Source organism: Robinsoniella sp. (genome assembly GCF_034124845.1).
In genome coordinates this window covers 1-25,253 of record NZ_JAWYAJ010000247.1, presented here as the reverse complement: position 1 = coordinate 25,253, position 25,253 = coordinate 1, and the positions used below count along the sequence as shown (strand labels likewise).

General features: G+C 43.5%; 18 protein-coding genes. 4 read left to right on the top strand and 14 right to left on the bottom strand.

The genetic code is table 11. The annotated features are described in order from the left end of the window. Window positions 1–123 (bottom strand): IMP cyclohydrolase (locus tag ACH2DQ_RS12260; protein WP_395026899.1); only part of this gene is annotated, 123 nt, incomplete at its 3' end. Window positions 124–488: 365 nt separating this feature from the next. Here ACH2DQ_RS12260 and ACH2DQ_RS12255 point away from each other — a divergent pair. From ACH2DQ_RS12255 to zwf, 3 genes are all read left to right on the top strand, one after another. Continuing rightward, a complete protein-coding gene (locus ACH2DQ_RS12255; protein ID WP_394911693.1) occupies window positions 489–1,487 on the top strand; it encodes a lactonase family protein in 999 nt (332 codons plus the stop codon). 195 nt (window positions 1,488–1,682) lie between these two features. Continuing rightward, window positions 1,683–3,098, top strand: a complete 1,416-nt coding sequence (gndA, locus tag ACH2DQ_RS12250; protein ID WP_394911694.1) for an NADP-dependent phosphogluconate dehydrogenase — start codon at window positions 1,683–1,685, stop codon at window positions 3,096–3,098. After that, the gene (zwf, locus tag ACH2DQ_RS12245) at window positions 3,095–4,492 is read left to right on the top strand and encodes a glucose-6-phosphate dehydrogenase (protein ID WP_394911695.1); all 1,398 of its coding nucleotides are present in this window, start codon (window positions 3,095–3,097) and stop codon (window positions 4,490–4,492) included. Before gndA ends, zwf begins: the two co-directional genes overlap by 4 nt. A 15-nt stretch (window positions 4,493–4,507) precedes the next feature. Here zwf and ACH2DQ_RS12240 read toward each other — a convergent pair whose 3' ends face one another. After that, window positions 4,508–5,383: a LysR family transcriptional regulator gene (locus tag ACH2DQ_RS12240; RefSeq protein ID WP_394911696.1), complete on the bottom strand. Its 876-nt coding sequence runs from the start codon at window positions 5,381–5,383 to the stop codon at window positions 4,508–4,510. Window positions 5,384–5,557: 174 nt separating this feature from the next. On the opposite strand from ACH2DQ_RS12240, the gene lysA reads away from it, so the two are divergent. Then, window positions 5,558–6,817: a diaminopimelate decarboxylase gene (gene lysA, locus ACH2DQ_RS12235; protein ID WP_394911697.1), complete on the top strand. Its 1,260-nt coding sequence runs from the start codon at window positions 5,558–5,560 to the stop codon at window positions 6,815–6,817. A 55-nt stretch (window positions 6,818–6,872) separates the two neighbouring features. On the opposite strand, the gene ACH2DQ_RS12230 is transcribed toward lysA, so the two are convergent. The 12 genes from ACH2DQ_RS12230 to ACH2DQ_RS12175 form a co-directional block, all read right to left on the bottom strand. Next, window positions 6,873–7,583, bottom strand: a complete 711-nt coding sequence (locus tag ACH2DQ_RS12230) for a helicase associated domain-containing protein (protein WP_394911698.1) — start codon at window positions 7,581–7,583, stop codon at window positions 6,873–6,875. 47 nt (window positions 7,584–7,630) lie between these two features. Then, window positions 7,631–8,077: a hypothetical protein gene (locus ACH2DQ_RS12225; RefSeq protein WP_395026895.1), complete on the bottom strand. Its 447-nt coding sequence runs from the start codon at window positions 8,075–8,077 to the stop codon at window positions 7,631–7,633. Between the two features lie 86 nt (window positions 8,078–8,163). After that, window positions 8,164–8,535: a hypothetical protein gene (locus ACH2DQ_RS12220; protein ID WP_394911700.1), complete on the bottom strand. Its 372-nt coding sequence runs from the start codon at window positions 8,533–8,535 to the stop codon at window positions 8,164–8,166. A 208-nt stretch (window positions 8,536–8,743) separates the two neighbouring features. Next, window positions 8,744–9,610 carry a peptidylprolyl isomerase gene (locus ACH2DQ_RS12215; protein ID WP_394911701.1) on the bottom strand — a complete coding sequence of 289 codons (867 nt, stop codon included), beginning with the start codon at window positions 9,608–9,610 and terminating at the stop codon, window positions 8,744–8,746. A 90-nt stretch (window positions 9,611–9,700) separates the two neighbouring features. Next, window positions 9,701–10,399: a class B sortase gene (srtB, locus tag ACH2DQ_RS12210; RefSeq protein ID WP_394911702.1), complete on the bottom strand. Its 699-nt coding sequence runs from the start codon at window positions 10,397–10,399 to the stop codon at window positions 9,701–9,703. A gap of 61 nt (window positions 10,400–10,460) precedes the next feature. Next, window positions 10,461–11,291 (bottom strand): hypothetical protein, encoded by an 831-nt coding sequence (locus ACH2DQ_RS12205; RefSeq protein WP_395026892.1) that lies wholly within the window; start codon window positions 11,289–11,291, stop codon window positions 10,461–10,463. 10 nt (window positions 11,292–11,301) lie between these two features. Beyond that, window positions 11,302–11,811 (bottom strand): hypothetical protein, encoded by a 510-nt coding sequence (locus tag ACH2DQ_RS12200; protein WP_394911704.1) that lies wholly within the window; start codon window positions 11,809–11,811, stop codon window positions 11,302–11,304. Next, window positions 11,808–12,344: a hypothetical protein gene (locus tag ACH2DQ_RS12195; protein WP_394911705.1), complete on the bottom strand. Its 537-nt coding sequence runs from the start codon at window positions 12,342–12,344 to the stop codon at window positions 11,808–11,810. Before ACH2DQ_RS12195 ends, ACH2DQ_RS12200 begins: the two co-directional genes overlap by 4 nt. A 51-nt stretch (window positions 12,345–12,395) precedes the next feature. Beyond that, the gene (locus tag ACH2DQ_RS12190) at window positions 12,396–13,193 is read right to left on the bottom strand and encodes a hypothetical protein (RefSeq protein ID WP_394911706.1); all 798 of its coding nucleotides are present in this window, start codon (window positions 13,191–13,193) and stop codon (window positions 12,396–12,398) included. Window positions 13,194–13,385: 192 nt separating this feature from the next. Then, entirely contained in the window at window positions 13,386–14,210 is an 825-nt protein-coding gene (locus ACH2DQ_RS12185; protein ID WP_394911707.1) for a hypothetical protein, read from the bottom strand. 112 nt (window positions 14,211–14,322) lie between these two features. Further along, the gene (locus tag ACH2DQ_RS12180; protein ID WP_394911708.1) at window positions 14,323–14,850 is read right to left on the bottom strand and encodes a hypothetical protein; all 528 of its coding nucleotides are present in this window, start codon (window positions 14,848–14,850) and stop codon (window positions 14,323–14,325) included. An 18-nt stretch (window positions 14,851–14,868) separates the two neighbouring features. Continuing rightward, window positions 14,869–25,197 (bottom strand): hypothetical protein, encoded by a 10,329-nt coding sequence (locus ACH2DQ_RS12175; protein ID WP_395026889.1) that lies wholly within the window; start codon window positions 25,195–25,197, stop codon window positions 14,869–14,871. Between the last annotated feature and the right edge of the window lie 56 nt (window positions 25,198–25,253).

Genomic DNA, 25,253 nt, shown 5'->3' with positions numbered 1-25,253 from the left:
GCTTCTGCCCATGATAAAGTAAGCTGTCACTGCCTTGGTTCCGTCTGCTGATCTGCCGATTACAATTCCTCTTCCCGGATATGTGTTCTGCTGCAAATCCTGTTCAATTGAAATCATCTTCATTATCTTTTCTCCTTTGCTCTGCATGATTTGTTTTATATGTTATTTTTACCGCTATTTTTATTATATACTATTTTGCCGTTCTGTCGATATATATTTTTGAAATTCTACGCAATAGAAGTTCCGCTTAGATCGTCCTTAAAAATATATGATCTTGACACATTCCTATCATCGTCATATAATAAAATAATAATAGTTACTATTACTATTAATTAAAGATGTTCTCATTCTTCATGATAAGCAGAAACGCATATACTAATAGAATATGAAATGTCAGGGATATCTGAGAATATTTGATATCGCATAGGTTACACTAAAAGAATCTCATTTGCACGCAAACGCCGCATACTTAGCCAGGGAGGATTAACATGAACACATTAAACGGTTATATTGGAACATACTATTCTGAAAAAAGTCCGGGAATTTTTCACTTTGAATTTAATACAATTACAGGAGCACTAACCGTTCCTACCCTGTCTTATGAGGCAAAAAATGCAAAATGCTCTGACCTTTTCGGATCTTTTCTTGCAGCACCTCTGGAGAAAAACGGCAGAGCGGGAATCTGTCTCTGGGATACTTCTTCCACTTCACAACCACAAAGTGAGCTTTATACGGAACAGAAAACAGCCTGCTTTATCGTCCAGAACAATTCTTGCATTTTTACAGCTAATTACCACGAAGGAACCGTTTTCATTTATCGGAAAGATCCGGGAGGTCTGGTTCTTCATAAAAAGATTGAAATTGCTCCTATGGCGGGATGCCATCAAATACTTTTCCATGATCACTATCTGCTGGTTCCATGCCTGGAATTAGATGAAATACGTATATTCGATGGGGCAGCCGACTATACGCCTGCCGGTAAAATAGCATTTCCAAAGGGGAGCGGCCCAAGACACGGTGTATTCAACAGAAGCCATAACCTTCTGTACGTTGTCAGCGAACGCAGTAATGAATTGTTTACCTTCACTTTGGGCAAAGATCTGGAATTTCGGCTTTTGTCACAGATTTCTGTCCTGAACCCGGAAACTGAGGTCGTCCGTGAAAACGCATCCGCAGCAATCCGCCTCTCACCGGATGAGCATTTTCTATATATCTCCGTCCGGGGAGCTGACATAATCACGGTAATATCCCTTACCAGTGAATTTCCTAAAGCAATTCAATATGCCTCCTGTCAGGGGAGGCATCCAAGAGATTTTATCCTGTCACCAAACGGACGCTATCTGATAATCGTCAACCGTACTTCAAATGAAATGGTAAGCCTGTGCAGAAACAGCATTACCGGATTTCTGGAAGAGGTCTGTTCCAGAGTCCCCATTGCAGAAGGGGTCGGCATTATTTTGGAGGCAGAATCACCGGCAAAATCATAAAACGGATGATGAGATGAAGCAGTGAGCTATCATTTCTACGCTGAATAATGGGGGTATTTGCTCCCGCTGTACATGAATTTCATATAGCTGAAGGAAAATTATAAAATAGAAAGGATGCCACAAGGTTGGTCCTTCAGTCAATTCAAATGTGGCAGTGCTGCAGGGAACATGCAGCACTTAAGGCAGGTATACAATATGAAAAAATTAGATATAGGAATAATAGGATTGGCAGTAATGGGCAGAAGCCTGGCACTTAACATGGCGGACCATGGATTTTTAGTTGGCGGATACAACAGAAGCAGGGAGGTAACAGACGCACTTATAAAAGACCACTCTCATGAAAATTTTACACCTTTTTATGATTTGAAAGAGATGGTCGGCGCACTGGAGGCTCCGCGAAAAATCATGCTGATGATACAGGCCGGAAAACCGGTTGATCTTGTCATAGACCAGTTAATGGCCCTGCTTGAGCCAGGAGACATCATTATGGATGGCGGGAATTCTTTTTTTGAGGATACCAGACGGCGTTATACATTATTAGAAGAAAAAGGAATCCATTACTATGGAGTGGGCATTTCCGGGGGTGAAAAGGGGGCACGCTTTGGTCCTTCCATTATGCCGGGAGGAAACCAGGATACTTACGACGAAATCAAACCTGTTCTGGAAGCAATTGCAGCACGTGCCAAAGGAGAACCCTGCTGCAGTTACATGGGCCCGGATGGTGCCGGACACTATGTAAAAATGGTTCACAATGGAATTGAATATGCTGATATGCAGCTGATTGCAGAAGCTTATCTGCTCCTTAAATATGCAGGTGGATACGATAACCAGTCTATCGGTGACATATTTGCACAGTGGAACCAGGGGGAACTGCAAAGTTACCTAATCGGGATCACAGCAGACATCTTCCATGAAAAAGACGATTTCCAGGATGGAGAACTTCTGGATTATATTCTGGACAGTGCCCAGCAGAAAGGTACCGGAAGATGGGCAAGTATCGAAGCATTAAAACAGGGCGTTGATATTTCCATGATCACAGCAGCGTGCAATGCAAGAATCATGTCCAATCGCATTGATGAGCGGAAAGAAGCCGGAGAAAGACTCCATGGACCGTCTGCATTTGCTTCGAAACAACAGGATGAATACTTTGCAGAAATTGTCCGTGAAGGACTCTACGCTGCCAAGATCGCAGCTTATGCCCAGGGTTTTGCCATGTTGAAAGATGCTTCTTCCCTATATGGATGGAATCTGGACTTCGGTAATATTGCAGCAATTTTCCGGGCGGGATGTATTATTCAGGCTGAATTCCTAAATGATATTACACTTGCATTTCGTAAAAATCCACAGCTGGATAATTTGATCCTGGATGACTTCTTCTTATCCAGAGTTGATCATAACTTAAAAAGCCTTCGGACTGCCGTAATTACCGGAATTAATAGCGGCATTCCAATGCCGGCAATGGCGAATGCCCTTTCCTATATAGATGCCTTCCGGGGCGATGCAGTAGGGGCAAATCTGATTCAGGCACAGCGGGACTGCTTTGGAGCGCACACCTTTAAACGAATCGACAGAGACGGCAGCTTCCATCACGATTGGGGGAAATTATCATGAATCAAAATCTGACATTTACTATATTCGGCGGAACCGGAGATCTGACATTTCGAAAGCTTCTGCCGGCTCTTTACAATATGTGTGTCTCCGGGCGGCTTGGCGGAGAGGACCGGATCGTCATTATCGGAAGGCGCAGTTACAGCGACGATGATTACCGGACAATTGCCCGGGACTGGGTATCTAAGTTCTCCAGACTTCCCTATACCGAAGAGGATTTTGCCGGTTTTGCATCCCGGATCCATTACTACCAGATGGATTTTTCAGACCAGGAGGCATATAAAGGATTAAACAGCTATTATCAGGAGCATGGGCTTTATTCCCATATCTTCTATTTTGCCGTAGCCCCGCGTTTCTTCGGAATAATTGTGGAAGGGCTGACCGGCGTAGACGGCGCCGAAAACGGAAAGGTTATCATCGAGAAGCCTTTCGGTGAAACACTCGCCGCTGCAGATGCACTGAACCAGAAAATGGAGTCATTCTTTTCCCCTGACCAGATTTATCGGATCGATCATTATCTGGGGAAAGAAATGGTCCGTAATATCCAGACCATACGCTTTACCAATCCTATTTTCAGCAATCTCTGGAGTGCAGAGCATATTGAATGCATTCAGATTTCTGCTCTTGAAGACGTAGGCGTGGAAACAAGAGGCGGCTATTATGATTCCAGCGGAGCGCTGAAGGATATGGTGCAGAATCATCTGTTTCAAATATTGTCTATTGTAGCGATGGAACAGCCGGAACAGTTCTCCGGTTCGGAAATGCACGGGGAGCAGATCAAAGTGCTGCGCTCCCTGCGTCCCGTTAAGGCTAAAAATATAAAAGACTCCCTTCTCCTTGGACAGTATGACGGCTATCTGGATGAAAAAAATGTGGCACCGGATTCTGCAACAGAGACCTATGCCGCCCTCCGCCTCTTTGTGGACAATAAACGCTGGAAAAACATGCCTTTTTATATCCGCACCGGAAAGAAACTGGGTCACCGTGAAATGGATGTGGCGATTGTATTCCGCCGTTCCTCACCCGAGATTGCTCCAAACATCCTGAATATTAAAATCCAGCCAACGGAAGGCGTATACCTTCAGTTTAATATTAAAAATCCCGGCGATACAGATGAAATCATCCAGACTAAAATGGATTTCTGCCAGAGCTGTCTGGATATTTTCCGAATTAATACACCGGAAGCTTATGAACGGATGCTGGATGCATGTATGCAGGGCGAGCGCTCCTGGTTCTCCCAATGGGATCAGATCGAAACCAGCTGGAAATTTATTGAGAATATACGAAAGGTATATTACAAGCAAAACCTTCCCGTATATTCCTATACACCGGAAACGAATGGTCCCGCTGAGGCTGACGAATTCCTGAAGCATTATAACCATGAGTGGTTTGAGTAAAATACAATACCTCTTCTATTCCTCTGCTGCATAGATTCGGTTTTTAAAATCCATCACTGCTTTTTTCTGCGTCTTTAACTCTTTGGTAATAAAATAACTTTGAATTACAGGCGCAGCAAAATCCAGCAGCGGGATTTCTCTTAATCTTTGATCCGCCAGATACTTTCCCACAAAGCTGCGTGGAAGAAAACTGTATCCGATTCCATCCAGCAGATACGGAAGCAATTTCGTACTTTTATCAATCTCAAATGGAAATGGATTCTTCTTCGGGAACATATTCCTCATAAAATTGCTGCCTTCCCCTAATACAAAATCGCAGTACAGATAATACAGATTCTGCAATTCTACCTTGGTAATTCCCTGCTCATGCTCCGTATTTTTCGACGAAGTTACCAGTACCAGTTCATCTGTCTGAAACGGAATACAGTTAAAACCGTTTCTCTCCACAGGCACAAAGGTAAAAATAACATCTAAAGTCCCGTCCTGCAGCATTCGGATCAGTGTATTGGAATGATCAATAATTACCTTGACTGAAATGTCCGGACATTCCCGCAAGATCCCGGACATGCATTTTGTTAAATGGCAGTCATATACCGTATTAACCGTTCCTATGCGCAGGTGTTCTGCAAAACTGTGCAGCATTCCCAGCTCCATAACCGCCGTATGCTCCAACTCCACAATACGCTTGGCATATGGAAGAAAACGCCTGCCCTCTTCTGTCAGTTCCACAGACTTCTTCTGCCTGATAAACAGCTTTTTCCCCAGCTCTTTTTCCAATTCCATAATGCGGTTTGTCACCGTGGACTGCACAATATAGTACTGGTCTGCCGTCTGGGTAAAATTTTTAAGTTCCGACAGGGTTAGAAATGTTTTTAAATTTTCAATATTCATGGGATTATCATCTCCTGTGCGATCGAAATTATCGATTATTCTATCCATAAAGATTCATTATACAAATAATAAATAAAACGTTATAATAAGTCAAGATATAGTTTTTAATCTGGGCTAAATATAAAAAAATCCGTAAATTAATTTCTTAACAAAACTACATGGAGGTTAAATATCATGCAAAAGATTTACACAAAAGTAACCGATCAGACTCACTTCTTCGAAAATCATGATCCGGTGGAATTAGCCGCTGCTTACGGCACACCGGTTTACGTATATAATGAAAGGATTTTAAGACAGCGCTGCCGTGATCTTAAAAATATGGTCTCTTATCCTAAGTTCGTAGTGGACTTTTCTGCAAAGGCAAACAGCAATCCTGCCCTCCTTCAAATTGTACGGTCAGAGGGATTGGAAGTCGATGCTATGTCCCCGGGAGAGATTTATATAGAAAAAATGGCAGGTTTTACATCTGATGAAATATTCTATATTGGAAATAATGTATCCGATGAGGAAATGCAGTATGCCATTTCAGAAGGTGTTCTGGTAAGCGTAGATTCCATCAGCCAGTTAGAACGCTATGGACGCCTGGCGCCTGGAAGCCGTGTTGCCATCCGTTTTAACCCGGGAGTTGGTGCCGGTCACCATGAAAAAGTAGTAACTGCAGGAAAGAAAACAAAATTCGGAGTGGACCCGGTATTTATCCCTCAGGTAAAAGAAATCTTAGAGAAATTTAAACTAACCCTTGCCGGTATCAACCAGCATATCGGATCACTTTTTATGACCGGAGACGCTTTCGTTAAAAGTCTGGATTCTTTATTCGAAATAGCAAAACAGTTCCCAGGTCTGGAATTCATAGATATGGGCGGCGGATTTGGCATCCCCTATAAAAAAGAAAATGGGGAAGCACCTCTCGATCTGCAAGAGCTGGGTGGAAAAATTGATGAAGCTCTCTTTCAATTCACGGAAGAATATGGCAGACAGATCACTTTCCGAATCGAACCCGGACGTTATATCAGTGCCGAATGCGGGGTCCTCTTAAGCGAAGTGCATTCCATAAAATATAATTACAATAATAAATATGTAGGCTGTGATACGGGATTTAATGTTCTTTCACGTCCTATTTTATACGATTCATACCATGGCGTTGAAATTTATCGCGGGAATGATACGCCTTCCCGTAATGAGGAAACCGTAACCATTGTAGGAAATATATGCGAAAGCGGAGATATTCTGGCAAAAGACAGACCTCTTCCTGAAATCCAGGAAGGTGACATTTTGGGCATTCTGGATGCTGGTGCCTATGGTTATGTTATGAGCTCAAATTATAACAACCGTCTACGCCCTGCTGAAATCTTAATCAGGGAAAATGGGGACGTTGTGGTAATACGGGAAAGGGAAACTCTGGAGGATTTGAAGAAACATTTGATTTTGCTTTAATCGTGCTGCATAAATCTAAAAGAATAGATATTTACGTACACAAAAACACCGGCTGTTATTCCGCCGGTGTTTTCATATGTTCTCCAAATCCCAAACTGTAAAGTCCCCACAGCATACCTATTTGATTTAATTTTTCGACTTTATCCTTATCCAGGCAGAAGGAGCGAATGCCGCGCTGACGCTCCCGCTGTGCATTGATCCAATACCCTAAGCGAAAGCCATCTTTGGTTACATAATCCGGAAGCACATTCAGATGACCGTTTTTTTCATAAAACAGTTTTGCATCCTGGTACCATTCCATCCAACGCCGGCGCTTTCTAAGTTTCCAGGTAATATTTAATTCCTCCAGTTTATAGCGCTGACGAAAATCCATTTTGTTTTGCCAGTAACGTTTCCTCTGATAACTGATCCATTCACCCAGCGGAAATTGTCTGTACACAGTATTTCTCGGGAGGTTTATACTTCCATTTTCTGCATAATAATCTTTGGCATAACGGTACCAGGTATCCCAGTCTGTACGGATCTCCAGAGACCAAATCATGTCAATCTGATTTAACAGGTATATTTTGCGGGCGTCAATCCGATAAGTTCCTTTATTACGGTATGCCGCACGCTGTCTTTCTATCCAGCGTCCCAGCAGTTGTCCGTCATCTGTTTTGTATTTGGATGGAATTTTTAATGAATGATTTGCATCGTAAAATTTCTTTGCCAATAGATACCATTCATCCCAGGAAAGACGTGTGCAATGAATATTCTTTTGGTTCATAGTAGATTCTTCACGCTCCATTTCTCTCGATTACATTCCATATTATATCAACCTTTCAAAATGGGTGCCGTTTGATACCCGCTGCTTAAAATTTTCGGTACCCCCTGCGCTCCCATCACTTCATGCATGATCCTCAGCAGCTCCAGGATTCCACGAAACAGTACCGCCTTTTTACACCCGGAGTATCGCATGCTTCCCTGCCAATCCCCATATTCCATATAATAAATGGGAATAAAGAAAAAATACCTGGAACGTTTTGAGAAAAAGGGATGATTCAAATAAGGTTCCAGATGCGGTGTAAAATTCTCCATCGTCTGCTTTTTAAAGTCATGCAGCATAGCATCTATCTTTGCTATTAAATCACTGAGGTTATGAAAAGGAATTTCTTCTTTCTGGATAGGATTCATAAAGATTCCGGAAGCAACTCCATTTTCAATATCATTTACGTGAATAAAAAACATTCTCATATCATCTGTCAGCATTTCGGGTTCCATCTTAAAGCACCTCTCTTCTTCTAGACTTCCTGATCTGTACTAATTAAAACCTAATTACTTTTTTTAAATGTCACTTTTCCCATTGCTTATTCCACTGAGATGGTAATCTGTGCCGCGACCTGTCCTATACTTTCCTGGGTATCCTCATCCAATACCGTGAACATTGCCGTCGCCGGATACTCTCCCTGGCTTAAGTTTACCGCCAGCCGGTCATAATGAATACGCTCACCGGGTTTTAAGACTTTGGATGAATAAACCTCTTCTCCAGTGCTGTCCAGCGTTATACTGACCGACATATGATATGGATTATCTACCGGATTGGTAATCATCAATTCCCCTTCCTCTTCTCCCTTTTTAAATTTGGGGTGTACCAGAATCTGAAAGTGGAAATTACCGGTATCTGCAATTTGCTGTAGTGCCTCTATTTCAGGATTTCCATTTTTTGCATTTTTATCCATCTGATACTCCTCATAACCTTTCCAAATAGCCGCCATACATAACAGAATGCATATGATTGCTGTGAATACTAATTTTTTTCCCTTTGATTTTGAAGCTTTATTTATATCTGTACGCATATCCGCCGGTTTTCCTTTCTGAATCTTACGGTCACTTTCTTTATCTTAGATAGTCATTTAAGCAGGACAAATGCAGCCTGTGATATGATTATCATTTTTGTATTATTTCTATACGGTTAATGACAATGTCCTTTTTTGGTTTTCTCTCTGTGTCTACGTAGACCTGAGAGATCCCATCTACAACATTTAATCCTTTTATAACCTGTCCAAATACTGTGTGACTGTAGTCCAGATAATAAGCTCCCCCAATTCTCATATAAGTTTCAACAGCATTCTGATATCTCTGGGCTTCCGACTCAGGCACACCCTCTGCCCCTATTGCCTGAATCTTTTTATTTAACGCATCTTCAAACTCCCCGACCTCTTCTTCGTTCATTTTTGATAGCTTATTTTTTTCGTTCAGTTCGCTGTTTCCCTGACGCACCAATTCATTCATATAGAGATTTGCTTCCACCAACTTTTTTTCTTCCGGAATTTCCTGGCTTGACACAAAATAGAACTGGCTCTCATTAGCATCAATCCCGCTGTTTGCCATTGCCAAAGCTCCATAGAAATGATGCAGACCATCATCATATTCATCCTCAAATGGTTTGCCATAACTGCTCTTTTCCACTCCGTCTACAGGAATTCCGGTTTGAATGATACTGTTTTTTCCAACATAGTGAAACGGGCTTCGATCGTAATAACCCTGCTCCGCAAGTTTTATGAAATTCTCAACAGCTTTTGGAGCCAGATTCGGATACAGAATCACCGTAATATCGCCTGCCGTGGTATGTAAAACGGCATATGGACCATCTGATTGTGCCTGCTGGGGATTTTCTTTTGCCTCTTTCGCCTCAATTGGAAATGAATCTGCAATATCTGTATTTCTTGTGACATAACTCTTTTTGTCAGCACACCCCCAGATACCAAGTGCCAGAATGCTGATTCCAATTACAGCCAGAATCTTTTTCATCATTTTTATTTTATAACCGCCTTTACTTCTACTTTAATTATTTATAATATTTTACCTTGATATATTGCTACTTTAATTTTACTTTTAGTTATTTCAACGTTCCATTTCAATCAGCCTGCCATAAACCGCATATCTCGCATTATAGAATTCATAAGAGCACGTACACAAAACAACGATCCGATCCTTGGCGGATGGCTTTACTTTGCTTTGAAATGTAGATTCCACCATACGTTTTCTGATCCATTCTTTCTTTTCTTTTTTCCTTTTAAATTCCATTGGAAAGCTTTCATTTTCACCGTTAAGAATCGTTCCGGCAAATAGTTCTATTTTATATGTCTGCTCAGGGGTGTACAGCACCATGTAGGGATATTGGTTGTAATATGTCTGTTCCTTATACTGGGATAAGGGCGAGAACATGCGATTCAGCGTAATATGATGTCCATAGATAACAGAGATATCTCCGGAGAAATCCGCTTTGTTCCGATAATCCAAAAAAATCGCTCCAATTTCATTTGGAGTACCGTCTGACAGATGATGGAGATAGTAATCATTGTCTTTCCCCTGTACCACCGGGTAATCAATGGGTGTTCCGGGGCCGGACAGCCAGGCAATGCTGTCCCGGTTCCACTCTTTCAGTTTTCCGGCATCCGGTTCCCTGGTAACTTTGTCTGCCACTTTATCTCTTATCTTTTTATAATAGTTCTCTGCAATAATTGCAGGCTTTAATTCCCGGTAAGTACGCACCGCGAAATAACAACCTGCTGCGGTAACCGTCATTAATAAACAGATCATCACAATTCTTACTGTTCTGTTTTTTCCAGCGCAGCGTTTATCAGCCATTAACTTTGCTGGCTCAGTGCTCTGCGGAATGTTCCGCTGCTTCATAACTTCCAGAGCTTAAACTTACGCTGCCTTTCCCAGACTGTTCTGCACATCCTGTTTTTTTCGTTTTCATCAGATAAACCAGTATAAGAATGCCTGCAATGACGCAACGCCCCAGACCGATCCCCCAAAAAGCAAACATATGCTGAATCCCGGTTTTGGGTATTCCTCCACCGGTTGAAGGTCTGGTATGGTCCGCCGGGGTAACGACCGTTTTCTTCGTAGTCTCCGTATCTGTCTCATCCGGTTTTTTCGTTTCCGTTTCTTCGGGTTCTTGATAAAGGTAAACGTTCACATCATATGGCAGGGTGACAGCATTTAACATTACCTCCCCATCTTTGGGATTTGGAAGATAATCCTTTTTATAAACTTTCCAAAGAATCTGGTTTTCATCAAATCTCGCAACTCTTCCCGAAAATGTTATTCTCCCATCCTTTTTTGTATATTGCTCCATGGGATCTTCTCCATCTCCTGCGTATGCTGCGTCCAGTTCATATATTCCATTTTCATCACTTTGGCCAAAGAGCACATATCTGTCTAACCCTGCTACATAAATTTCCACCGATGCGCCCTTTATCGGCTCCATGGTGTCCTCATCCTTTACAATAAAACGAAGCTTCCCCATATAATCCACCGTTACGCCAGCCGCAATATCCGTACTGCTCTTTCCCGGTGTCAGCATCTGGGACTGGTCCACATCTCCGTATGTTCCTGCTTTTGCCATAGCTCCCATATTGGAACCCATCATTGCTGCTGCACAAATGAGAAACAGCGCTGCTGCTTTTCTGATCTGCTTCTTCAATCACTCCACCTCACTTCTCTATAATCACAATTATTTTTTCAGCCGTCTCACCGGCAAATCTATCTCCATCCGGTTCATAAAACTGAAAAAGAACTGTGCAGGGATATACTCCTGGCTCCAGCCTTTTTTCCAGATAAACCGACTCTATGTAATAGCCCGGATCAATCATGCCGGACTCGTATAACCGGCTTCCATCCTGGTCATTGAACAATATTACGGTCATGCATAGCGGGCTTTTGGGTGTATTTGCAATTCGGATCTCCCCTTTTGCATCAGCTTCTTTAAAATGTACGGTCTGCTCAATGGTGACGTTCTGCATAGCCTCTAAGAGCATTTGATTCTGCTCCTCTTCATGAGGATCTTGTCTCTCTCTTGCCAAAATATCCCGCACCATTGGATCATCCTTCCAGTTAAGCCGCGCATTGATTCCAAGTCCTATAAAAAATCCGCCCGCCACCAGACAGATTCCAGCAATTCCTGCCCATATTCGGTTTCTAAAGGCAATTTTGTTCTTTATCATGAATATATTTTACCGTCTCTGATATGAAGTACCACATTCACTCTGGTTTTGGCAATCTCATCTTCGGTTTCATCCAGGGCATAGGTTGTAAATACTGCCGTAGCTTTATAATCCCCGTTTTTTAACTGACGGTTAAGCGCCACATACTCGATGTAGTAACCCGGGTCGATTAAGCCGGAACGGTACAGCGTTTCCTGCGTCTCATCCAGCAGCAAATCCACCTGAAGAGAGTATCGGTTCCCCGGAACATTTTCAATGCCAAGCTTGCCTTTTTTTCCACCCTCTTCAAATACCGGTTCTGCAGCGATCCCAATATCTACCATTCCCTCTTCTACTTTCTGGTTCAGCAGGTCTGCTATCTCTGAGGGACTTTTACCGGGAAGCAGTCCTCCCAGAGCCTCTTCATCTCTGGCAAGGCGATCCTTTCCCCTGTTCTGGTTGACGCTGTACAGGAATCCCACCGCCACACCTGCGCAAATCAACAGAATCACCAGAATAATTATCCATTTTCTGCTTCTTTTTTTCTGTTCCATTCTGATAACTCCTTCTGTTCTTTCTACTCATATATCATTACTACGTCTGCTCTATCTGATATCCACCTGCCATATAATTTTTCCTGCTTTTACGGATTCCTCCACCTGGGTATACTGCCCCCGGTATCCTCCAATCTCCACATCCAGTTTCAGTTCCAGCTCAAACGGATCCTTTGCAGTTCCCGACGCCGTATATCCTCCGGATTCATCCGGCTTGTCCAGAGCAATCTTCTGGTCTGCCCATATTTTTTTCTTCGTTTTGTCTTCTTTTTTAAATACATACTGATGCACAGAATCTTCCAGGCTGATGCGGTAATTTTTCCGGTTTTCTTCCTCGGCAGTGACTGCACTGTCTTCTGCAGCCGGCTGCCAGTATCCTCGTTTTGCTGCCAGCCCTTCACTGTTTTCTATATAAGCTTCCAATTGTACCGCCTTCCCCTGACGCAGTGACGGATCATAATTTTCGTTCCCATCTTTATCTTTTTCGGCGGTTTCCGTAGAATAATTACGCACATATATGTTGGAATCCCCCACAACGGCAATTTCATAATCACTCGTACCGCTGCTGTGTTCCAGAACATTAACAACCACGTTTGGAAGCAGTAGTGACCCCTTATCCACCGATATCTCCACCCGGTTATCCGTATCCCTGGTTCCATTTACCACAAAGGCAAAGGTGGTGGGTACCGTTACGGAAATCCTGGGACTATAATCTTTTTTCATTACATCTAACCACACATTCTGGCGGGGTCCGTCATCTGCTGCATGGATATCTTCTTTTCCCATAAAGAGAAGTCCCGCCATCAGGCATATGATTACGGCTGCTTCTGTTTTTTTTCTTCTTCTCATGGTCACTCATCCCTTCCAATGATTTTGATGGAAAAAATCTTTTGCAGAAAAATCTTTTATTCTGTCTGCCACCAGCGTTTTTTAAGATTTGCCTGCAACAAACTTTTTCCATTTGTGGGGCGCTATCACTCTGCGCCCCGTATAATTATGCCACTTTTACTCGTTCCTATTTATTTTGTCTTTTTCTGATTCTTACTGTAAGTAATCTCCACTTGGAGCGGTAGGTGTCTTTGTTATTGTATTATCTACGGTGTAACCAACGGTCCAGACAATTGTGCCGACTTTAGCTGACTGTTCGATTTGTTTGTATTCTCCGCGTGTTCCGCCAACTGCCACGTCAAATGCAAGATCTTTTGCAGCTCCGGTCTTGGCAAGTTTTGTTGTACTGTCCACGTTTGCAGGATCGGTTACGTCAGGAGCATCCAGTACTACAGCATTTGCCATTTCCAGTGTATTTGCACCGGCTGACTTGTTGAATTTTTCATTCTCAAGGCTTAATGTGAATTCTTTAAATCCTTTTGCATTTGCAGTATGTTTCCAGTAGTTACGATCTTTGTCGGAGCCTTTGTTTTCGATAGATCCCTTCAGATTAACAGCAATCCCTTCTCTTGTATTGCCTGCTGCTGCCTTTGTGGAGTAGTTGGTAAATGTCATCTTGCTGTCCTGTTCTACTGCAATCTCATAATCGCTGGTTGGGGATGCCGGGTCTAATACATTGACCTTTACATTTGGGAGCAGGATCGTTCCGTCTGCGGATGAAAGTGTCAAATCCTTTTTCGCTGTATCCACAGTACCATTTACGACAAAAGCAAATACGGTAGGTACCGTAACTCGGATACGTGCATCCGTATTGGTTTCATCATCCACTACAATACCTGCATATACATCTGTTCCGTCCGGTACCGGTACTACATCTCCGCTTGTTCCGGCAGCCATAGCCGGGATTGTCATGGTTACACAAAGTGCTGCTGCTGTTAAAGTTCCTAATAATTTTTTCGTCATGTTTTTTCTACTCATCTTCTTTTCCTCCAATGTTTGGTTTTCTTGTTTGGTTTTCTTGTTTGGTTTTCTTATTTTGTTGTTTTATATTTAAAAAAGGAAAAATGGCGCAACCTTTTTTAAAGCTTTTTCATCCGTTCAAGACCTTGATCTTGACTTTTACATTTACCTGACCGATATCATCCAGGCTTTCCGGATCAGTCGCCAGAACTTCTGCCGTACATTCATATTCTCCGGCAGGCAGTTCCTGATCCAGTTTGATTTTATCAATATACTGACCGGGTTTTAAGCCGTCGCTCTGATAGAGGACGCTTCCGTCCTTATCCAGCTTCAATATGACCCGGCAGTAATATCTGTTTTCCTTTATGTTTTCAATGCCCAGGCTGCCTTCGCTTTTTCCATTTTCAAAAACCGGCTCTACATTCATGGAAATGTTAAACATTCCTTCCTGTACAATGCCATCCAGCATTCCCTGCAGCTCCCGGGCAGACTTTCCTTCCAGTGTTCCGTCCTTAGCCATTTTGTCAAACCAGTACTTACTGGTATCGTCCATCTGATTTCTGTTTAATAAGAACCATCCTGCTGCCACTGCCGCTCCCAGAAGAAGGAGGATCAGCAGGATGAACCATTTCTTTGATTTTCCCTTTGTCTTTTCCATGATGTGCTCCTTCATCCGTTAACGTACTAATTCAAACTTGTAGATCATCTGGTATTTCGCCCTGGCATTTTCTTTGAGATAAGTCTCCGGGTCTGCGATGGACGTACCAAATGCAGTATCGTTGTATTTTTCAAAGAAGGACGTATCCGCAGTTCCGGTAAAGGTAAATCTTCCTGACGTTCCCGGCTCTAATATGCCAAATGTAACCGGCACCGCTGCTGTGGATGCCAATGGTGTATCGGCAAGCCCTGCAAATCCATTGTCTGCATCCCGGTCTGCCCCTGTTACCGCCAGATATAACTTTTTATTCAGATCCGGTCCGGCTAGGTCAGCCTTATTTTTCACCAGGATCATTTCATCCCAGGCAATGCTCTCCGAAGTATTGTCATTTTGGAAACCAACCACCGATATTTTGGTCTGATAGCTGCCTCCATTGGTAATGGTATAAACCGGTGCTTCCAGGATCTCATTTCGTATGTTTCCATTTTCAGGGCTGCTGTTATTGGGATGCTCCACTGCAACCAGAAATACATCTAATGGCAGAGAAATATCCAGAACTTCGTAATTATACAGCTCCAATGTGTCTTTCTCCGTCTCTGACTCCACTAAATACAGTTTCGGGCTGACCGATGTAATGGTTGTTCCTAAAAGGTAATGGTAATATTCCTCATCCACCGTGTTTACATAAGCATCTCTCATGTCGTACACTGCCACATCCCTGCCGTTGACCGGGTTATCCACATTGATATCCAGATAATCTGCAGTTTTCAACAATTCCTGCATATGAATCACATGATCTGATCCCCAGACCGGCTTATCCGCTGTACCGGTATTGGCAGTTGTCAGATAGATTTCCTGTCCGGCCAGTCCTGCCGCTCCATACAAGATGGTAAAATAGCCATCCTGGTAAATGCCTGCACCCTTGGCTGCGCTGTTATACTCCAGTACGGCACCGTCATAATTCATGGTTCCGTGGTTTGCCACGGCTCCGCCTTCCATCCGTTCAGGCACCTCCAGGGAATTGTCGTTATTTCTCAGGATAGCTCCTTCATTCAGATTCAGGACACTTCCTGCACCTGCTGTAATCAATGGTGCAGCTGCCTTTGTGGAGTCCGCCACATCTTCATAGATATCACCGATGGAAATTGCATCTCGGTGCCCCTCAATGATCATATCCTGCAGATTGAAGATACCTCCTGTATCCACTTTAAACAATGCTCCCGTATGATCTCCCGGACTGCTGTAATCACTGTTGCTCTTCATTCCATCAGGAACTACATATCTTCTAATATCTACTGCTCCACCTATAATATCGATTCCGGTCAGCCCTGCTGAATAAGAGGTGGCAGTTAAACTAATATTTTCATTAATCGTAACGGTATCAACCACATACAGGTACCCGCCGCCAATATTTTTTAATAACTCATAAGCTTTTTTCAAGGTCCGGACTGCCTGGGCAGGCACTCCGCCGCTTTTATTGTCAGACCCATTAACCCCGTCTATGTAGACTCTGTGGCGGTACTGTAATTCCAGTACGTTTACATCTCCGGTACGGCTGCCCAGAGAGAATATATCCGTAACAGACCGTTCCAGACGATAAATTGCGATTTCCTCCAGGGCAGGTTCATATGCTTCTGTCATCCCCTGCTTTCCGGGATACTGTACAACCGGTCTGCCCAGATAAGGGTCATCCAGGGTGACTTGCAAGGTACCGCTTGCAGGTTTAAAACCACGCAGTGAAATTTCGATATATTTGCTGCTTCCGCTATCTCCTTCACTACCGCTTCCGGTCAGATGAATGGTTCCCTCTATATTGGGATCACGGTCCAGGATACAGGTTCCATCCTGATAAATGGCACTTCCTTTTCCATTTGGCGCCTCCACATCGGTAATAGAAACGCTGACCGCCTGAAAGACACCTCCGTCCACATATACTCCGGCACTTTTTGCACCTGCTGCTATATTTTTGTTTCGGTAAATCTCTGCACCGGAAGGTATGATCAGCTTCCCCTTTACCTGGAATATAGGACCTTCGGATTCTACCGGACCGGATGCATAAACCGGATTTCCTACTACTTCCTGGCTATGCCCGTCAAAAAACAGATTATCTACGTTTAAGATCCCCGAATCAGAAACTTCAAACATGGTTCCGGTATAAGTTGCTATCTCATATTTGTCTTTACCCGGCAGCGATTCCCATGCGTCCGGCTGGGCATATCTTTGGAAATACACCGGACCTAAAGCATCTACTTCCTCAGTACCGCGCTTATAATATCCATGCTCTCCTGTGGTATCCGATAGGTTCTGCAGCGTTGTTTCATCGCTCACCGTAACTTTGTCCACTACGATAATAACGCCGCCTTCTCCTCCTTTACAGAGTAACTTATAAGCCGCTTCCAGTGTCTTGACTGCCGTCTTCGGCGTTGTTCCGTCCAGGGTATCCTTACCGTTTTCACCGTTAATGTACACAACGCCTTTTTGCTGCAATTCCAGTATATTTTCTTCCCCGCTGCGGTTTTCCAGGTGGTACACCGCCATTATTGCCGGGTTCAGGTTATAATAACTTTTCACATCCTTATCCGGCTTATAACTGTCCGGATATGCAACGACTCTCCTTCCTCCGTATGGATTATCCATATTCAGAGAAAGCACCGTTCCCTTTTCCGGCTGGTAGCTCACATCCGCATTGATATACCTGCTTGTGGTATCCGCTGCACCTGTGCCAGTGAGATATACCTCTCCTGAAATGGAAGAAGTATTTGCTAAACGCATGGTACCATCCTGGTAGACCGCACTTCCTCTATAACCGGATACGTCCCGGATTGTGCCGCCATTCACCGCCAGCTCGCCCTGGTCGATATAGACAGCACCTCCCTTTCCCCCTGACGGGAGATTGTTCAGCCTGAGCACCGTATTATCCGACATGCTCACAACCGCTCCTGCTTCTACTTTCAGAATCGAATCCCCTTCGATCACGTTGTCGATTTCTCTTCTTCCGTAAATGGTAATGCTGCCCAGCTTCAGGTTGGCGCCATCTCTGGCGAGAATCATATTTCCCGTATAAGCAGGCCATTCTTTATCGGCATCCGTGATTTCAAACCCGGTGTAGCGGCTCATCCATGCTTTTTCCGGGAGATCCCAGGCTTCCTCTTTGTCTACGTAGACCGGACCGCTAGTATAAATAATATAATCTCCGGCACCTCCGATAGACTTTGCTTTCGTCATTCCAGCCACCGCTTTATCTGGATTACCGCCATCATTGGAATCAGAACCATGTTCGCTGTCTATGTAAATACATTGCTTTAATACCAGGTTCGGCGCCTGTTTCTCCAGTACGTACCCCGCTTTCTGTGTGTTAAAATAACGCAGGTATCCGGTTGTATCCAGAATTACATCATTATCGGGTTTTACTACGATACTGCCTTTCTTGAAACTGTCTGCACAGTCGATGGTGTACATACGGTTTCTCTGGTAAATAGAACCGCCTAAAATAACCGGATAAGATGTGGATGCCAGATAAATACGATCTGATATAGTGCTTCCACCTCCTTTTAAGTTGAAATTCTGCCCGTTAATATAAATTCCGGCATTTTGCTTTAAGGCTTTTACCGTTGTCACCAATGGAGTATTATCCCGGATGACTCCTCCTGAGATTTCTACCTTCGCCGTACTGCCATCCCGATAATAAATACCGGCACCGCTGTTTGCCTTGTTTCCCTGGATATTTCCGCTCATGAATTTTAGTGTGCCTGACTGAATGTATATGCCGCCGCCTCTTGAATAGGTCGTTGAAGCACTTTCCTGTCTGACAGCACCGCACTGGTTATCCTGAATCTCCATTCCGGAGATGGTTACCTGTCCTCCATTTATAAACAGACCTCCGCCCAAGGCACCATAACTCTCATTGTTTGTAGAACCTCCATAGAGCAAATCATTTCCTCTGATGCTTCCGCCATTTGCGGTCATTGTTCCTGCGTTGTAAACAGTTCCAAAAATATTCGCGGAATAGCCGGTATTATCAATTTTATTATTTTCTATTGCAGCACTTCCGGACATATTCAATACGCCGCCGTTGTACAGCGCTACTCCATATATATAGGAGCAGTTCATCTTCTCCATGCTGTTTCCGGCAATTGTACCGCCTGAAAATTCAAAGGTTCCAGTGTTATAAACTCCCGCTCCCGAATAATTGGATGATATGGAATACATTTTATTATCATCTATATGTCCGCTAGTCATATTAATTGTTCGTTGGTTGTAAATACCGGCACCATAGCCTGAACTGTAAATCTCATTTCCAAGAATACTTCCTCCTGAAATATTTACAATACCATAATTATAAATACCAGCTCCATGATTACCGTATATTCTATTATTTTGCAGCACTGCGCCCGAATTCACATTTACCACGGAAACAGAACTGCTGTTATAAATAATAGATCCAGACACACCTCCGGTTGTAGAAAACTTGTCCTTATTCCCATCGATGACAATATTCTCCAGGGTGAGCTGCGCACTGCCGTTCATCTGAATCATATACCCGGTATACTTTTCGTGGCGCATAACCTTTGGTATCCAGGTGTCATCTTTATCATTGGTAAAGGTCTGACCCTCATCAAAACTCCAGATGTCCCCGGATGGTTTAGCGGAATTGCTGTTTCCAAAGTCTACCGGATAATTGCAGATAATGATGTTGGCTCCCGTATCCAGGGTTTTTAAAATCTCCAGTGCCCTGGCAAAGGTAGCTACCGGTGCCCCGATACTTCCGCCATTGTTGTTGTCATCTCCCGGTACCAGTGTGGGAGTAAGAGATCCTTTTCCGGCAAGATAAACATTATTTTCCCCTTCCACAACCAGATTTGGATCCTGGGCTAAGATCGATTTCTCTTTGGGGAAATTTGCTGTTTTCTTAAAATGATCCAGGTAGGTATCCGCATTGGATATAAGAACACCATCCGGTTCAACCAATATCTGTTTGATAAAGTTATCGGTACATCCTACCAGAAATACCTGATCATCCGGTTCACTAAAGAGCGTAATGGGTTTTTTCACATCCCGTATGTAAATCTCTTTATCCACCTCTGCCTTGCCGCCTAGCTTCAGCTTGCCATTACAGTCCACTGCACTTCCGATTGCTGTACTGAGATTACCTTTGACTGCAGTACCATCTCCTAAGGTAAGGGTACTTCCGGAGCTGACCACGATTCCTCTGCCTTTATTGTTGCGTATCTGTGCTTTATCTTCTAAGGTTATTTCTATTTCATTTGCATAAACAGTCGTACCGCTTATATAGTCCCCGGTATAAATGCCATCGTTTCCATTGCTATCAATCGAGGATTGTCCTGTCATGGAAATGCTGCTTGGACCGGCATAGTAGCCGCTGCTTGAATATCGGTCGAAACATATCCCGTAACTTCCGTTATATCCAATGCTAGCATTGTCTTTAAGATTGACCGATACTCCTCTTTGTGAGTATATTCCCTGGTTGAAATTTTTATCTTCCTGGGTATTCCCCCCTATAACTGCATTTCCATCCATATTGATCTGCGGTCTGTTGCTTGCCGTAGTAGTATAGGAATTATACCCATAATATACTCCATAAGTATTTTTGCTTATGCGGCTGTCACCGTGCATATTTAAATCTGTATATATCATGTTATAGGAACTTGCATTGTAAACTGCATATCCAGTCTGGGTAATTGCCGCTTTATCGTCCAGATCAATCTTCAGATTATCACTGCTTCCTGTTATGCTGTTAAGATAAATTCCATTGCCGGAACGATTTTTTCCTCTTATTTCTGCTTCACCATCCATATAGATACGGCTGCCTCCGGATACTGAGCTTGCGTAAATAGCCTGATCTTTATTTTCGAGAAGCATCGACTTATCATGCATGGCAATTATAGAATTGGTACCTGATATGTAGACGCCTATACTGCATTCTTTAATGAGAGAAGCATCATATAATGTCACCATGGAATTCTCAGATATACTGCTTCTGCCATAAATTCCAATCCCATACCGCCCCGGTGCCTTTACATAAGATGTATCATACATATCCACCCCGGATCCGTCATCCTTCACAATGATGCCGCCTGTACTTCCGCTTAAACCAGGCAAAGATCCATTACTGCTGTTATTGCCCACGTATTGACTATTTTCAATCCCGGACTGATCCTCCATTGTTAGTTTACCGCCTTTTTCCAGGTAAACAGCCCAGCTGCCGTGACTTCGTACAAGGGCACCGTCAGACTGATCTGCCGCTGATCCTTTCATTGTGACAGAACCGCCGCTGTTATAGACACCTATCCTGAAATTATTCTGAATAATCCCATTCTCAAGTGTCAGCTTTGTACCAGGACTTACATAAACGATAGACTCAATGGTATTATTAGCTCCGTCTACAGCACCTGCATTTCCATCCATCAAAAGCCTGCCTATGGTAAACCCGCCATTTCCGTTGTCCACCGTCTGCACCATGATTCCATAAAAACTGGCAAACCGCTTCACCTGTGCCAGGTTTGTATTGATGATATTCCCTTCCGAATTTAATGTCTCAGACTGTACAAACTCCGGTGCTCCATAATCAAGATCCCATACCTGGTCTGTGTCGTCCGCCGGGACACTGACTTTTCCGCATATGTAAATAAACGGTTCAAAACCATCCGGGTCATAGCCGGAATCTGTAATGGGTTTCTCAGCATTTTCTTTTGCACTGGATATTTTATCCTTCAGGATACTTTTTGCCCGTTCAAATGTCCGTACTGCATCAGATGGAGAGGTTCCTCCGTTACTGTTACTACCCCCGGTTCCATCCAGATAAACACCTTCTCCCACCAATATAATATTTTTATTAAACCCGCCTAATTGTGTCTTCGGCGGTATTTCTCCTCCGGTAAAATAAGCTACATAAGGTTCTGCATCTTCCACTCCCGCATATGTATACGTCTTACCGGGTGCATTTACGGTCTTTTGTCTCGCCGGAGCGATTACTACACTTCCTACTTCAAAGATATCTTTGTTGACATTCACTGGAAGCTTTCCATCCACACCGGATACTGGTACTTCATTCAATAAATACAGTTTACTTGTGGCTGTATTGAGGAAAATTTTATCCTTCAGCGTCAGGGACTCCGGATCTATATAATTCTTAGAGCTGGAGGTCGTTCCAACGTTAATATAAATGCCATAATCCTTTGCACCTGTTTTTCCCGATTCAAACGTTCCGCCCAGAAACCATGCATTTGCAGTACTATAACAGCTGCTTCCCAACAAGGCTGAATTATTTTGTACCATTATCTGATCTCCGAAATAGGAATTTCCTCCGCCGCAGTATACACCTCCTCCATTTTGAGTCGCGGTATTGTCTGCAATCAGTCCTTCTCTGAGATGTACCGTTCCGGACACATAAACACCGCCGCCATTTGGAGCTGAATTTTGGGTGATTTCTGCCCCCTCCAGTTTCGTATTGCTTCCGGCAAAGTATATACCTCCTCCGCGGGATGATGCGTTATTCTCTTGAATAACTGCTCCTGTGCCAAGTTCCAGGTAGCTGGAAGCATCGTATATGCCGCCTCCGTCACTTGCCTGGTTTCGTTGGATTAATCCGCCAGTGATCCTAAGGTTTGAAGTTGATGAACCTCCGGATAAATAGATTCCGCCGCCGAGTGATCCGTTATTATCCTGAATTGTTCCGTCTGTCATTAAAAATGTTCCGTTTGTTGAATAGATTCCTCCACCATAATAAAAATTTTTATTCTTCTCTATAACACCGCCACTAATTGTTAATTTGCCACCTGTGTTATAGATGCCTCCACCATAGCTAGAATAGCTGCCGCTGGAAAGGTTATTTGAAATCTTACCTCCATCCATAACCATTTCTACTGATGAATTTATATAAACACCACCACCATAGACATATCCTCCACTTTCGGTATTTTCCGATATGTCTGCTTCACCGGTTATTTTCAGAACACCGCCGGACATATAGATCCCGGAACCATAACCGCTATATGAACTGCCACTGCCTCCATAAGCCCCTGATGCTTTATTCTTAGTAATAATTCCGCCACTCATCTGAACAACGGTATTGCCGCCTGCTGCGTATATACCCCCGCCATACCCAATATACGAACTATAAGAGGAAACATTCGAACTAATCGTTCCTCCTGCCATATCCAGCCGTGCATTACTTAAATATACGCCTGCTCCAAACCCGGTTTCCGAATTCCTGTTATTATCGGTTATACTTCCTCCACGCATAGTAAAGATGGTCTCATCCTTATTCACTCCGGAAACAGATACTCCTAACGCCTTTTTTGTAATCATTCCATCTTCCAGCGTAAACTTCGTAGTCTTCCCTGCTGCCCCCCGTACCCTCACACCGGTACCGCGATAGGAGGAATTAAAGCCTTTCAATACCGTACCTTTTTGTGAAGTATAGCTTCCCCCTGCCAGAACATCTACCATGACATTTCCGTTCATAGCGTAGTCATATTCCATCACCAGGTTAGAGGTTGTAAACGCACCCCCATCTTTCACCGATACTAAGACAGACGGAACCTGCTTATGTTTCATCGTCCATTCCGGATTCGTTTTACAGCAGGCTATTTTAGCCTCGCTGCTTCTGTCCGTATTGGTATCATCTATAAAGTTCCACTCTTCTGTACCGGTGATATCCACGGTATCACAGATATAGATCACCCGGTTTTGAGGGTCTATATCATCCCAGTTATCAAACAAAATTTTCTTAGCCTGTGCAAATGTCTTCACCGGCCAGTTGCAGTTTCCGCCAAACCAGATATCATTTCCCTTCTGTCCGTTCAAATAGACCCCTGTATATTTGAACTTTCGGTAAAGTTCTATATGGTTCTCCATAACCCCGTCACTGTCCTCATACGTATCCTTACGCAAAGTCCAGTTGGCATCAGTATTTTTTGAATGAAGTGTAAAAGCACTAAGATATTCAGCAGCATCACTGCCTTCCGGACCTTTTATAACATCTGCATATTGAAATTCCTGATTATCATCGATTCCTGAATAATATACGTGATAGTTCTTTCCTTCCACATCCGTAGTGGTCAGTTCAATCGTACAATCTGACAGACGTCCTTTTGCATCCGGATTTAATTCTGTCTGTATACTTCCTCCTATGATGGAAACCCTTTCTCCTATGATCAATTTTCCCAGAGAAGATGCACCTTCGTATCCTTCATAGCTGTCTGCAATTCGGATACCAATTCCCGCTTTACAGGAAATCTCCAGATTTGAAAGCGAAAATTCTATTCCAGGTGGAATAATAAAAATCTCTGTGGGGTATTTATCCCACTGGGTAAGGGCTATCTTATTTTCTCCGTTCAGTGTAGTAATTGGCGTTCCGTTTACAGAAAACTCTTCATCCCCAATCACGATTGGGCTCATTACCACAACCGTACCGCCATCGCCTCCCAGAAGTCCTCTTGCATGTTCCCACGTCCGAACCGGATGCTGGTCATCAATGCCGGAGTTGTCATCGCTTCCTCCCGGTATCGCCGGACGGTCTCCTTCCGGGCTGGAGGTTTCTTCATTTACGTTCCAATAAACGACTTTGCTCCCTACCGCTCTTGCCATGGAGCTAACTGCTTTTTTTGCCGCTTCAGTCTGGTCTGCCCCATCCAATATTGCCTTGCCGGAATCTTTATCTGCATTGCTATTTGCTTTATTTATTTCTGTTTTATTTAATTCAGAACTATTTACTTCCGCGTTGTTTATATCCTCTTTATTTTTATCAGTTCTATTTATATTTGTTTCCTTTGTATTTGTTTCATTATCATTTCCATCTGTCTTATTTATATCCGTTTCGCTTCCATCCTCCTGCGCCTCTAAATCCTTTTGCCGGGAGGTGAGAAATATCCCATTCCCGCCCTCAGCATCCTGCTGAAGCAGCTGCCACTTTTCCTGCAGATTCTGAGTCAGCATAAAGTGTCCCGGCAAGTCTTTTTGAAATTCTTCCTGATCGGACGCTCCGGCAATTATTTTTATCTGATTCTGATCGTCATTTGGATTTGCGTTGATGCTGTATTTTATATTCTCACCCAATTGGTTTTGCACCTGTATGAAAGGCAGGTTGTTTCGTCCCCCTGCACTAGCGGTATCCAGAAACAAATTTCCATCCACAGTGAATTGATCACCAATAATCAGACTTCCCTGCTCCACTTTTACCAGGTCCGAATTTTCCATCCCGGGAGCAGACGATAAATTCATATGAGACAAACTGAGCTCTCCACCCTCCACAATGAAGATATAGGAATCACCCACTGCCCTGCCAGTCCCACTGACCAGACGAATTCCATCTCCATCATAGCTCACTTGCTCTCCACCGGATATCCGCTCTGCAGACATCACATAAACGGTAATCTCTGTCT

Bases quoted from the DNA above. Each gene is read 5' to 3' on its own strand.
- ACH2DQ_RS12255 (WP_394911693.1), top strand. From the start codon at position 489: ATGAACACATTAAACGGTTATATTGGAACATACTATTCTGAAAAAAGT.
- gndA (WP_394911694.1), top strand. From the start codon at position 1,683: ATGAAAAAATTAGATATAGGAATAATAGGATTGGCAGTAATGGGCAGA.
- zwf (WP_394911695.1), top strand. From the start codon at position 3,095: ATGAATCAAAATCTGACATTTACTATATTCGGCGGAACCGGAGATCTG.
- ACH2DQ_RS12240 (WP_394911696.1), bottom strand. From the start codon at position 5,383: ATGAATATTGAAAATTTAAAAACATTTCTAACCCTGTCGGAACTTAAA.
- lysA (WP_394911697.1), top strand. From the start codon at position 5,558: ATGCAAAAGATTTACACAAAAGTAACCGATCAGACTCACTTCTTCGAA.
- ACH2DQ_RS12230 (WP_394911698.1), bottom strand. From the start codon at position 7,583: ATGAACCAAAAGAATATTCATTGCACACGTCTTTCCTGGGATGAATGG.
- ACH2DQ_RS12225 (WP_395026895.1), bottom strand. From the start codon at position 8,077: ATGGAACCCGAAATGCTGACAGATGATATGAGAATGTTTTTTATTCAC.
- ACH2DQ_RS12220 (WP_394911700.1), bottom strand. From the start codon at position 8,535: ATGGATAAAAATGCAAAAAATGGAAATCCTGAAATAGAGGCACTACAG.
- ACH2DQ_RS12215 (WP_394911701.1), bottom strand. From the start codon at position 9,610: ATGATGAAAAAGATTCTGGCTGTAATTGGAATCAGCATTCTGGCACTT.
- srtB (WP_394911702.1), bottom strand. From the start codon at position 10,399: ATGATCTGTTTATTAATGACGGTTACCGCAGCAGGTTGTTATTTCGCG.
- ACH2DQ_RS12200 (WP_394911704.1), bottom strand. From the start codon at position 11,811: ATGATAAAGAACAAAATTGCCTTTAGAAACCGAATATGGGCAGGAATT.
- ACH2DQ_RS12195 (WP_394911705.1), bottom strand. From the start codon at position 12,344: ATGGAACAGAAAAAAAGAAGCAGAAAATGGATAATTATTCTGGTGATT.
- ACH2DQ_RS12190 (WP_394911706.1), bottom strand. From the start codon at position 13,193: ATGAGAAGAAGAAAAAAAACAGAAGCAGCCGTAATCATATGCCTGATG.
- ACH2DQ_RS12185 (WP_394911707.1), bottom strand. From the start codon at position 14,210: ATGAGTAGAAAAAACATGACGAAAAAATTATTAGGAACTTTAACAGCA.
- ACH2DQ_RS12180 (WP_394911708.1), bottom strand. From the start codon at position 14,850: ATGGAAAAGACAAAGGGAAAATCAAAGAAATGGTTCATCCTGCTGATC.